The sequence below is a fragment of the Leclercia sp. GLN_9 genome (assembly GCF_043105735.1).
GTDB classification, from domain to species: Bacteria; Pseudomonadota; Gammaproteobacteria; order Enterobacterales; family Enterobacteriaceae; genus Enterobacter; species Enterobacter adecarboxylatus.
In genome coordinates this window covers 673,140-684,977 of sequence record NZ_JBICLV010000017.1, presented here as the reverse complement: position 1 = coordinate 684,977, position 11,838 = coordinate 673,140, and the positions used below count along the sequence as shown (strand labels likewise).

The following is an 11,838-nucleotide window of genomic DNA, read 5'->3' as shown; positions in this document are numbered from 1 at the left end:
GTCGCCACCCTAAAACTATAAGTTACGCTTATAGTTATTTCGAGCGGGGCGGCAGGAAATTCTGTTTATCGCCTTGTTTTGAAGAGGATTATTTGATCATGCCGGGCCTGCTCTCCCCCTCTCACCGGCTGGCAGCGGAGTGGCGCTACACAAAAAAGCGCGTCAGGTTAAAGAACATAGGGTTATTGTGCCGGGATGTTGTAAAATTATTATCAGAACTTATTGAATTCAATAATATTTTAAAATTTGTATGATTATTTTAATCATGCTAACGTAGTTCCAAAACCACTGGAGAAAGTCTTATGAAACTCGCGGTATACAGCACAAAGCAGTACGACAAAAAGTATCTGCAACATGTTAACGAGGGATATGGATTCGAACTTGAATTTTTCGACTTTCTGCTTAACGAAAAAACAGCGAAAACCGCGCATGGGTTCGATGCGGTCTGTATTTTTGTTAACGATGACGGCAGTCGTCCAGTGCTGGAAGAGTTAAAAAAACAGGGCGTGAAGTATATCGCGCTGCGCTGCGCGGGCTTTAACAATGTCGATCTCGACGCGGCTAAAGAGCTGGGTCTGCAGGTAGTACGCGTTCCGGCCTACTCACCGGAAGCGGTGGCGGAACATGCTATAGGCATGATGATGTCCTTGAACCGCCGTATTCATCGCGCTTATCAACGTACCCGTGATGCGAACTTCTCGCTGGAAGGCCTAACCGGTTTCACCATGTACGGTAAAACCGCCGGGGTGATCGGCACCGGTAAAATTGGGGTCGCGGCGCTGCGGATCCTGAAAGGCTTTGGTATGCGTCTGCTGGCGTTTGACCCCTATCCGAGCGCTGCCGCACTGGAGATGGGCGTGGAGTATGTGGACCTGCCGACGCTGTATGCCGAGTCAGACGTTATCTCTCTGCACTGCCCGCTTACCGCAGACAATTACCATCTGCTGAACCAGAGCGCATTTGACCAGATGAAAGATGGCGTGATGATCATCAACACCAGCCGCGGTGGCCTGGTGGACTCTCAGGCCGCCATTGAAGCACTGAAAACGCAAAAAATCGGCGCGCTTGGGATGGACGTCTACGAGAACGAACGCGATCTGTTCTTTGAAGATAAGTCTAACGACGTGATTCAGGATGACGTGTTCCGTCGCCTCTCGGCCTGCCACAACGTATTGTTTACCGGGCATCAGGCATTTTTGACCGCCGAGGCGCTGATCAGCATTTCGGAAACCACGCTGGGCAACCTGAGCCAGCTGGAGAAAGGTGAAGCAAGTCCGAACGCGCTATAAACGCATAAACGCCAGGGGAACGGAGCCCATACTTTAGCCGTATGTTCCCCCTTACCTTAACCCTCTCCCCCTGGGGAGAGGGATAAGCATCCCACCCGGTTTTCAGATTATCCCGCAAGACAATCCCCGCCAGCGCAATACACTATGCATTAGCTATTTATGAAGTGAATATATTGAGAAGAACCATGAAAACGCTCGTCGCAGTAACACTCCTGAGCATGGCGCTGGCAGGCTGTGTCAATCCAGGAAAAGCCTCCGTGCAGGAAGAACAGCTTCAGCAGCACCGCTTTGTGCTGCAAAGCATTGACGGCACCGCCATCAACCCGACCACTACGCCGCCGGAAATCGCCTTTGGTGAAGGCCTGGCAGTATCAGGTGTGATGTGTAACCGCTTCAGCGGCCAGGGCAAGCTGTCGGACGGCGAGCTGAAGGTGAAAGCGCTCGCCATGACGCGCAAACTGTGCGCCGAGCCGCAGCTCAATGACCTGGACCACGCGATCGGCACGATGCTACGCAACGGCACCCAGGTCGATCTGACGGAAGACGTGTTAACCCTGGCGACGGCAGAGACGACGCTGGTCTTTAAACGCGCAGAGTAATCAGTAAGACCCGCAGGATCCCACGGCAAGCGACTGTTCACTGCAGCGTTTGCCGTTAGGCAGCGCACACATGCCGATGGCCGAACCATCCAGCTGACGCGCAACGGACAGCGCCCCGCCAACCATGGCGCAATTTGCCTGCCCGGAACTGGACATTGCCGCCTTCAGACCCGGCGCTACGTGCGCGGCGGTGGCCTGCTGAACAGGTTCATTGCTGCAGGCCGACAGTAACAAAGCGGCACATCCTACCCAAAATGCTGCGCGCATAATCTCTCCCCATGTTGAATTGCAAAACCTATGCATAATAGGCACCCCACGCCCTGCCGTCGAGAGCCGAAGCGCGGTTTTCTGCGCTGTCAACGAAATTGCAGACCAGTTTCAGGCAAAAGTTTGATCAAACCATTGATGGCATTAATAAGCAAGACACAAAAGCGAAAATCGTTTCAGCGGGCCTTTGCTAAAATAAAAAGATAATTACAGGACTCGCCGATGTGTCACGGGTCCCTCTTTTTTTGCGCAATGTAAGGGTGTCATATGCAAACTATTGACGGGAATGGCGCAGTTGCGTCCGTCGCGTTTCGCACCAGTGAAGTGATCGCCATCTATCCCATTACGCCCAGCTCAACGATGGCTGAACAGGCCGATGCCTGGGCCGGGAATGGGCTGAAGAACGTCTGGGGAGATGTCCCTCGCGTGGTCGAAATGCAGTCTGAAGCCGGAGCGATTGCTACCGTCCACGGCGCGCTGCAGACCGGGGCGCTGTCCACCTCCTTTACGTCATCGCAGGGGCTGCTGCTGATGATCCCGACGCTGTACAAGCTGGCAGGACAGCTCACGCCCTTCGTCCTCCACGTCGCGGCGCGCACCATCGCCACCCACGCGCTGTCAATTTTTGGCGATCACTCTGACGTGATGGCCGTGCGCCAGACCGGCTGCGCCCTGCTCTGTTCCGGCAGCGTGCAAGAGGCGCAGGATTTCGCCCTCATCTCCCACATGGCGACGCTGAAAAGCCGGGTGCCCTTTATTCACTTCTTCGATGGGTTCCGCACCTCCCACGAAATCAACAAGATTGTGTCGATTTCCGATGACACCATCCGCAATTTGCTCCCGCAGGCCGAGATTGACGCCCACCGCGCCCGCGCGCTGAACCCGGAGCATCCGGTGATCCGCGGCACCTCCGCCAACCCCGATACCTATTTCCAGTCCCGCGAGGCCACTAACCCGTGGTACAACGCGGTTTATGACCATGTGGATCAGGCGATGGCCGATTTTGCCGCCGCTACCGGACGCGAGTACAAACCGTTCGAGTATTATGGCCATCCGCAGGCGGAGCGCGTGATTGTGATCATGGGTTCCGCGATTGGCACCTGTGAAGAGGTGGTAGATGAACTGCTGAGCCGGGGCGAAAAAGTGGGTGTGCTGAAAGTCCGCCTCTATCGCCCGTTCTCCGCGAAACACCTGCTGGCGGTATTGCCAGAGAGTGCGCGGACGGTAGCGGTGCTGGATCGTACCAAAGAGCCGGGTGCGCATGCCGAGCCACTTTATCTGGATGTGATGACCGCTCTGGCCGAAGCCTTTAACAACGGCGAGCGCGAGACGCTGCCGCGGGTCATTGGCGGGCGCTATGGCCTGTCGTCAAAAGAGTTTGGCCCGGAGTGCGTGCTGGCCATCTTCAACGAACTGAGCGCCGGGAAGCCGAAGCCGCGCTTCACCGTTGGCATCTATGACGATGTGACCAATCTGTCCCTGACGCTGCCGGAAAATACCCTGCCCTCCACCGCGAAACTGGAAGCGCTGTTTTATGGTCTGGGCAGCGACGGCAGCGTGTCGGCCACCAAGAACAACATCAAGATTATCGGTAATTCAACCCCGTGGTATGCCCAGGGCTATTTCGTCTATGACTCGAAGAAAGCCGGTGGTCTGACGGTTTCTCACTTGCGTGTCAGCGAGCAACCCATCCGCTCGGCGTATCTGGTGTCGCAGGCCGATTTCGTCGGTTGCCACCAGTTGCAGTTTATCGACAAATACCAGATGGCCGAGCGCCTGAAGCCGGGGGGCATTTTCCTGCTTAACACCCCGTACAGCGTCGATGAAGTCTGGGGACGGCTGCCGCAGGAAGTGCAGGCGGTGCTGAACCAGAAAAAGGCGAAATTCTATATCGTTAATGCGGCGAAAATTGCCCGTGAATGTGGCCTGGCGGCGCGTATCAATACCGTCATGCAGATGGCGTTTTTCCACCTGACGAAAATCCTGCCGGGTGACAGCGCCCTGATGGAACTGCAGGGAGCGATCGCCAAAAGCTATAGCAGCAAAGGCCAGGAGCTGGTGGAGCGCAACTGGCAGGCGCTGGCACTGGCGCGGGAATCGCTGGCGGAAGTGCCGTTGCAGCCGGTGAATGCCCACAGCCCGAACCGCCCACCGGTGGTCTCCGACGCTGCCCCGGACTTTGTCAAAACCGTTACCGCTGCGATGCTGGCGGGCCTGGGTGATGCCCTGCCTGTCTCTGCCCTGCCGCCGGACGGTACCTGGCCTATGGGTACCACCCGCTGGGAAAAACGCAATATTGCTGAGGCAATCCCGATCTGGAAAGAGGAACTGTGTACCCAGTGTAACCACTGTGTGGCAGCCTGCCCGCACTCGGCGATCCGCGCAAAAGTGGTCTCTCCTGAAGCGATGGAGCATGCCCCGGCCAGCCTGCACTCGCTGGATGTAAAATCCCGGGACATGCGCGGCCAGAAATATGTCCTGCAGGTGGCCCCGGAAGATTGCACCGGCTGTAATCTGTGCGTTGAAGTCTGCCCGGCGAAAGATCGCCAGAACCCGGAGATCAAGGCCATCAATATGATGTCGCGCCTTGAGCATGTGGAAGAGGAGAAAGTGAATTACGACTTCTTCCTCGACCTGCCGGAAATCGATCGCAACAGCCTCGAGCGTATTGATATCCGTACCTCGCAGCTGATCACCCCGCTGTTCGAATACTCTGGCGCCTGTTCCGGCTGCGGCGAAACGCCATATATCAAGCTGCTGACCCAGCTGTATGGCGACCGGATGCTGATCGCTAACGCCACTGGCTGTTCGTCGATCTATGGCGGCAACCTGCCATCCACACCTTACACCACCGATGCCAATGGCCGCGGGCCAGCATGGGCGAACTCGCTGTTTGAAGATAACGCCGAGTTTGGTCTGGGCTTCCGCCTGACGGTCGATCAGCACCGTGTGCGCGTGATGCGACTGCTGGAACAGTTTGCCGACCGGATCCCGGCTGAGTTGAATAGCGCCCTGCACAGCGAGGCGACACCTGACCTACGTCGCCAGCAGGTGGCGGAACTGCGCCAGCATCTGACTGGGGTGGAAGGGGCAGAACAGCTGTTAACCGATGCCGATGCCTTGGTCGAGAAATCGATCTGGTTGATTGGCGGTGACGGCTGGGCCTATGACATTGGCTTTGGCGGACTGGATCATGTTCTCAGCCTGACCGAGAACGTCAATATTCTGGTGCTGGATACCCAGTGTTACTCCAACACCGGCGGCCAGGCGTCAAAAGCCACTCCGCTGGGGGCGGTAACCAAATTTGGCGAGCACGGTAAACGTAAGGCGCGCAAAGATTTAGGGGTCAGCATGATGATGTACGGTCATGTGTATGTGGCGCAAATCTCGTTAGGGGCGCAGCTCAACCAGACGGTGAAAGCGATTCAGGAGGCAGAAGCTTATCCTGGCCCATCGCTGATTATCGCCTACAGCCCTTGCGAGGAGCATGGCTACGATCTGGCGCTGAGTCACGATCAGATGCGCCAGCTGACGGCCACCGGCTTCTGGCCGCTGTACCGCTTCGACCCGCGTCGTGCAGATGAGGGTAAACTGCCGCTGGCGCTGGACTCCCGACCACCGTCAGATGCGCTGGCAGAAACGTTGATGCAGGAGCAACGCTTCCGCCGCCTCAACGCCCAACAGCCTGAAGTGGCCGAGCAGCTGTGGAAAGATGCTGCGGCCGATCTGCAAAAACGCTACGACTTCCTGGCGCAGTTAGCCGGAAAAGCCGAAAAAACGGCCAGCGAATAACCTATTACAGCCCGGCATGTCCGGGCTTTTTATTGGCTATAAAAAAACCCGCCAGTAATGTACTGGCGGGCGATCCTGTTTAGCAATAAATAACAGATGTGAATCTGAACGTATTTATTAAATAAATGGATAAAAATACTGCAGGCATATAACAGGCCTGAGTTTACTGAGTTTATCGGCAAATGAGTAATTTTTGTTTTATATACTTTTGATTAATTCATTCACTGAACTTATGACTATTTCACTGGCAGTAAATACTTGAGATTCCACTTAATTGGTAACAATTATGTTTTATCTCTGGAAGGAAGAGTGATTTAGCATGTGACCACTTTCCAAAGCAGAAAGTTCCACGGAAAGTTTAAAAATATTAAATATAAAAACAGCATAAGGAATAGTCACAATGCAAAGAAAAGTACTGGCTCTGATGATCCCTGCGCTTTTAATGGCAGGCGCAGCACATGCCGCTGAAATTTATAATAAAGACGGCAACAAATTAGATCTCTACGGTAAAGTTGACGGTCTGCACTATTTCTCCGACGACAGCGGTGCTGACGGCGACCAGACTTATGTCCGTCTCGGCTTTGAAGGCGAAACCCAAATTAACGATATGCTCACCGGTTACGGCCAGTGGGAATATAACATCCAGGCTAACAACACCGAAGGTTCTGACAATCAGTCCTGGACACGTCTGGCGTTTGCCGGTCTGAAATTTAACCAGTACGGCTCCTTCGATTATGGCCGTAACTACGGCGTTCTGTACGACGTGGAAGGCTGGACCGATATGCTGCCAGAATTCGGCGGTGACTCTTACAGCAAAGCGGATAACTTTATGACCGGCCGTGCGAACGGTGTGGCGACCTACCGCAACGCTGATTTCTTTGGCATGGTCGAAGGCCTGAACTTCGCCCTGCAGTATCAGGGTAACAACGAAGGCAGCGGTAACGGTAACGAAGGCACCAATAACGGCCGTGACGTGCGTCATGAGAACGGCGACGGCTTCGGCATCTCCACGTCTTACGACTTTGGTATGGGCATCAGCGCAGCCGCCGCCTACGCTTCTTCTGACCGTACTAACGCGCAGATTAACGAAACCAGCGCAGGCGGCGACAAAGCGGATGCATGGACTACCGGTCTGAAATATGACGCCAACAACATTTACCTGGCGGCCATGTACTCCGAAACCCGTAACATGACCCCATACGGCGACCATGATGACGCGGTGGCGGACAAAACCCAGAACGTTGAAATGACGGCTCAGTACCAGTTTGATTCAGGTCTGCGCCCGGTGGTCTCTTACCTGCAATCTAAAGGTAAAGACCTGGGCAACGGTCAGGATGATAAGGATCTGGTTAAATATGCTGAAGTGGGAGCGACTTACTACTTCAACAAAAATATGTCCACCTACGTTGATTATAAAATTAACCTGCTGGACGAAGACGATCAGTTCTACAAAGACAATGGCATCGGCACCGATGACATCGTGGCTGTCGGTCTGGTTTATCAGTTCTGATGAAAATAGCCCGCGTTACGACGCGGGCTAACATTTTATATTCTTATCTCTCTTTTTGTATCCGTTCAGATATTCGCTTCTTACTCTCGCCTCTTTTGCACACTTTTAGTTGCGCCGCCCTGACCATCTGAGACAAGATAAATCTCATGTCTGCCCGGCTGTAGAGGAATCGCTATTGTGAATCATCATGCTGTTAAATCTTCGCGTATCGCCTCGATTGCCTATGATAAATGCAACGAAACACTGGAAGTCCGTTTTCGGGATCATAGCACCTGGCAATATCAGTCTGTGCCAGTGCGGATTTTTAACGATTTTCTGAACGTGGTGTCCAAGGGGCGTTTCTATGACGGGGTGGTGAAAGGCAAATTTAAAGCGAAAAAAATTACCTGAACGCACATCCTCTGTGCCCATTCCCTGTCCTGATAAATGGCTGCGCTAGCGTTCAGTCTCGCGATAACTCAGCACGCCGGCCACGCCCCCACCACCATCATTGGGATGATGACGTCCCTCCATCACCAGCACCTCCGGGAAATCAAACGGCGAAACGCCTTCGATGCAGGCGACGTTGACGCCATACTGCTCAGGATTTGAACGCCGCTGGTGGAAGGTGTAAATCCCGCAGACCGAACAAAAATAGTGTACGGCTGCCTGAGTGTTGAAACGGTATTCGGTCAACAGTGACTCGCCCTGAATAATGTTGATCCCGGATAACGGCGCGGAGACCGCGATCGCCCCGCGCATCCGGCAGAACGAGCAGTTGCAGCGCCGGATGGTGTTGAACCCGTCCGAGAGTTCAACGGTAAACCTGACCGCGCCGCAGTGACACTGCGCAGAAACCTTGTTCGCCATAACAGACTCCTTCTCCGATAAGCATGACTTACACGGGCGGCAAAACGCCGCGTACCGGCTAAGTGTAAGCCAGCCTCTCTTGTAGCGCTGTTATCAACGGCGGCTAAATTCCTCCGCGCTCTTTTTCAGCCAGGCTTCCTGAAAGAGTTGCTCTGAATAGGTGAGTTTCATAACAGGGGCTAAATACGGGGCATCAAGCTCAATTAAGTCATTTTCATTCTGGTATTTGGCGTATTTGTCCCCGGCGAAAGAGATCTGTTTTTTCACCGCGACATATTTATGCTCCAGCATACTCTCGACCTCATCAAAGCGGGTTTTATCCAGCTCAAGCATAATGGCGGTGATCCTGCCCGCCGTATTGAAGATAACCGCGTTATTTTTTGCGCCCTCTAATCCCAGCTCGTTATTCGGAATAGAAAAAATATCGCCGTCACTCCACTTACTGCGCCCCTCGTGCTGGGCGGTAGGATAGGCTTTGATAAACTGCTGTAGCGTGGTTTTACCTAATGTCAGCCCCATCGCCGTGGTATTTGCCTTTGCGGATGAAAACACTGCTATCAAAACAAAAAGACTTACCAGTAATTGCCACTGTTTACCCATCGTTAGCACCTCATCGTATCAGTCGTGTTTTTGCTGACCATCGTCTTCAGTACCTGTCTCGTCTCTAGCGTACAGAATTGTTCTTCAACAACCTATGCGCCTTTTTAGTGAGTGAACCAGGTCGATACAGCACTACTTACTGAGTCGCCGTTATGGTGAAACGGCCGGGGTGCAGGCAATAAAAAGCCACCAGCGAAGGCCGGTGGCGTGGGCATGACTCGCGGTCAGCTATTTTTTGACGGGTTGGGGCTTTTTATCGCCCGACTCCGGGGCCTCGCGTGGGTCATCTTTTTCAACATACAGCATGACTACCTCCCGTTTTCGTGGATGGACTACAACTATAGCGTGTGTTGCGAAAACACAGCCAGGCGGCAAAGGGTAAAAAACCCATGGAATGGAAGACGATGCGTACTTGCCGTGGCGTTTGCTGTAAAACGTGCTGACATTCACTGCCGTAATCCGTACCATACACGCCATACTTTTTCATGTTGACCTGCTGCCCCCCATCGTAACGGTGGGCCGCCTGGGCGGCTTTAGCCATAAACGAATTGAGCCACTATTAAATGTCGCAAAATCAAGAAATTACTAAGAAAGACCAGTACAACCTCAACAAACTGCAAAAGCGTCTGCGCCGCAACGTCGGTGAAGCCATTGCGGATTTCAACATGATTGAAGAAGGCGACCGCATCATGGTCTGCCTGTCTGGCGGCAAAGACAGCTACACCCTGCTCGAAATCCTGCGCAATCTTCAGCAAAGCGCACCGGTCAATTTTTCGTTAGTGGCCGTCAACCTGGATCAGAAGCAGCCGGGCTTCCCGGCGCATATCCTGCCGGAATACCTCGAGAAGCTGGGCGTTGAGTACAAAATTGTCGAAGAGAACACCTACGGCATTGTTAAAGAGAAGATCCCGGAAGGTAAAACCACCTGCTCGCTCTGCTCTCGTCTGCGTCGGGGCATTCTCTATCGCACGGCCACCGAGCTGGGCGCGACCAAGATTGCGCTCGGTCACCACCGCGATGACATCTTACAGACGCTGTTCCTGAATATGTTCTACGGCGGCAAAATGAAAGGCATGCCACCGAAGCTGATGAGCGACGACGGGAAGCACATTGTGATCCGTCCCCTCGCCTACTGCCGCGAAAAGGATATCGAGCGTTTCTCCGAGGCGAAAGCCTTCCCGATCATTCCGTGCAACCTGTGCGGCTCCCAGCCGAACCTGCAGCGTCAGGTGATTGGCGATATGTTGCGTGACTGGGATAAACGCTACCCGGGCCGCATCGAGACCATGTTCAGCGCGATGCAGAACGTGGTGCCTTCGCACCTGAGCGATATCAACCTCTTTGATTTCAAAGGTATTAAGCACGGTTCAGAAGTGGTGAACGGCGGCGATCTGGCATTTGATCGCGAAGAGATCCCGATGCAGCCAGCAGGCTGGCAGCCCGAAGAAGATGACACTCAGCTGGATGAGATGCGTCTGAACGTGATTGAAGTGAAGTGATTGTCAAGCGTCTCAGCACAGCGCTGAGACGCTCTCCCCCGCCTGCTTATTTCAGCAGACGAACCTTGCAGTTTTTGCCCTTGATCTTGCCGTTTTGCAGCTGCTTCCAGGCTTTATGCGCCACCGACTGACGCACCGCCACATACACATGCGCCGGATGCACCGCGATTTTACCAATATCAGCACCGTCCAGCCCGATATCACCGGTCAGCGCACCTAATACATCACCGGGACGCATTTTGGCTTTTTTCCCGCCGTCGATACAGAGCGTGGCCATCTCGGCAGCCAGCGGCACGATGCTGACGTTTGCCGGAGCATCCACCCAGTTGAGTTTGATTTGCAGCATTTCCGCCAGAATGTTAGCGCGCTGCGCCTCTTCCGGTGCGCAGAAGCTGATGGCCAGACCGCTGTTACCAGCACGGGCCGTACGGCCGATACGGTGGACGTGAACTTCTGGATCCCACGCCAGCTCGTAGTTCACCACCAGTTCCAGGGATTTGATGTCCAGGCCGCGAGCGGCGACGTCGGTCGCAACCAGCACGCGAGCACTGCCGTTAGCGAAACGCACCAGGGTTTGATCGCGATCGCGCTGTTCGAGGTCGCCATGCAGCGACAGCGCGCTCTGACCGGCTTCGCTCAGGGCATCGCACACGGCCTGACAATCTTTCTTAGTGTTACAGAACACTACGCAGGAAGCGGGCTGGTGCACGCTAAGCAGCTTTTGCAGTAGCGGGATTTTGCCCCGTTGGGTGGTATCGAAGAACTGCTGTTCGATCGCGGGCAGTGCGTCAACAGTATCAATTTCGATGGCGATCGGGTTTTGCTGCACACGGCCGCTGATGGCGGCAATCGCCTCTGGCCAGGTAGCAGAAAAGAGCATGGTTTGACGCGATGGCGGGGCAAAACGGGTCACCTCATCGATGGCCTCGCTAAAGCCCATGTCCAGCATCCGGTCAGCTTCGTCCAGCACCAGGGTCTGCAGCGCGTCGAGAGAGACCGTCCCCTTTTGCAGGTGATCGAGCAAACGACCCGGCGTGGCAACGATGATATGCGGCGCATGCTGCAAGGAATCACGCTGGGCGCCGAACGGCTGGCCGCCGCACAGAGTTAAAATTTTGGTGTTTGGCAGAAAACGTGCCAGCCGACGTAACTCAGCCGCGACCTGGTCCGCCAGCTCGCGCGTCGGGCAAAGCACCAGCGACTGCGTCTTATAAAGGCTGGCATCAATATGCTGTAACAGCCCAAGACCAAAAGTCGCCGTTTTGCCACTGCCGGTTTTCGCCTGCACACGAACATCACGTCCTTCCAGGATCGCTGGCAGGGCGGCAGCTTGTACGGGGGTCATCGTCAGGTAACCCAACTCGTTGAGATTATCGAGTTGGGCGGCAGGCAGTACGTTCAGCGTTGAAAAAGCAGTCACAGTTATTCTCGCG

At 54.4% G+C, this 11,838-nt stretch carries 11 protein-coding genes; 6 read left to right on the top strand and 5 right to left on the bottom strand.

Going from position 1 to position 11,838, the window contains the following annotated elements; all coding sequences use genetic code 11:
• The first annotated feature begins 302 nt into the window (after window positions 1–302).
• Together ACF8PE_RS14110 and hslJ are read left to right on the top strand one after the other, a co-directional pair.
• Window positions 303–1,289, top strand: coding sequence for a 2-hydroxyacid dehydrogenase (locus tag ACF8PE_RS14110; RefSeq protein ID WP_032611068.1), 987 nt, complete (start codon window positions 303–305; stop codon window positions 1,287–1,289).
• 185 nt (window positions 1,290–1,474) lie between these two features.
• Window positions 1,475–1,888, top strand: coding sequence for a heat shock protein HslJ (gene hslJ / locus ACF8PE_RS14105; protein ID WP_392494998.1), 414 nt, complete (start codon window positions 1,475–1,477; stop codon window positions 1,886–1,888).
• Here hslJ and ACF8PE_RS14100 read toward each other — a convergent pair whose 3' ends face one another.
• A complete protein-coding gene (locus ACF8PE_RS14100; RefSeq protein ID WP_032611070.1) occupies window positions 1,889–2,155 on the bottom strand; it encodes a DUF333 domain-containing protein in 267 nt (88 codons plus the stop codon).
• A gap of 267 nt (window positions 2,156–2,422) precedes the next feature.
• Between ACF8PE_RS14100 and nifJ the strand changes: the two genes are divergently transcribed.
• From nifJ to ACF8PE_RS14085, 3 genes are all read left to right on the top strand, one after another.
• Window positions 2,423–5,947 (top strand): pyruvate:ferredoxin (flavodoxin) oxidoreductase, encoded by a 3,525-nt coding sequence (gene nifJ, locus ACF8PE_RS14095; protein WP_289896932.1) that lies wholly within the window; start codon window positions 2,423–2,425, stop codon window positions 5,945–5,947.
• A gap of 400 nt (window positions 5,948–6,347) precedes the next feature.
• Window positions 6,348–7,457 carry a porin OmpC gene (ompC, locus tag ACF8PE_RS14090; protein WP_392494997.1) on the top strand — a complete coding sequence of 370 codons (1,110 nt, stop codon included), beginning with the start codon at window positions 6,348–6,350 and terminating at the stop codon, window positions 7,455–7,457.
• 177 nt (window positions 7,458–7,634) lie between these two features.
• Window positions 7,635–7,847: a KTSC domain-containing protein gene (locus ACF8PE_RS14085; RefSeq protein WP_032611075.1), complete on the top strand. Its 213-nt coding sequence runs from the start codon at window positions 7,635–7,637 to the stop codon at window positions 7,845–7,847.
• A 45-nt stretch (window positions 7,848–7,892) separates the two neighbouring features.
• Here ACF8PE_RS14085 and ACF8PE_RS14080 read toward each other — a convergent pair whose 3' ends face one another.
• From ACF8PE_RS14080 to ACF8PE_RS14070, 3 genes are all read right to left on the bottom strand, one after another.
• On the bottom strand, window positions 7,893–8,306 hold the full coding sequence (locus tag ACF8PE_RS14080; RefSeq protein WP_032611076.1) for a GFA family protein: 414 nt from the start codon (window positions 8,304–8,306) through the stop codon (window positions 7,893–7,895).
• A 93-nt stretch (window positions 8,307–8,399) separates the two neighbouring features.
• Window positions 8,400–8,906, bottom strand: a complete 507-nt coding sequence (locus ACF8PE_RS14075) for a hypothetical protein (RefSeq protein ID WP_032611078.1) — start codon at window positions 8,904–8,906, stop codon at window positions 8,400–8,402.
• Between the two features lie 228 nt (window positions 8,907–9,134).
• Complete coding sequence (locus tag ACF8PE_RS14070) at window positions 9,135–9,212, bottom strand: hypothetical protein (protein ID WP_223263916.1); 78 nt, start codon at window positions 9,210–9,212, stop codon at window positions 9,135–9,137.
• 257 nt (window positions 9,213–9,469) lie between these two features.
• On the opposite strand from ACF8PE_RS14070, the gene ttcA reads away from it, so the two are divergent.
• A complete protein-coding gene (gene ttcA / locus ACF8PE_RS14065) occupies window positions 9,470–10,405 on the top strand; it encodes a tRNA 2-thiocytidine(32) synthetase TtcA (protein ID WP_032611080.1) in 936 nt (311 codons plus the stop codon).
• A 46-nt stretch (window positions 10,406–10,451) separates the two neighbouring features.
• Here the strand turns inward: ttcA and dbpA are convergent, their stop codons facing one another.
• Window positions 10,452–11,825 (bottom strand): ATP-dependent RNA helicase DbpA, encoded by a 1,374-nt coding sequence (gene dbpA, locus ACF8PE_RS14060; protein ID WP_155166864.1) that lies wholly within the window; start codon window positions 11,823–11,825, stop codon window positions 10,452–10,454.
• Window positions 11,826–11,838: the final 13 nt, after the last annotated feature.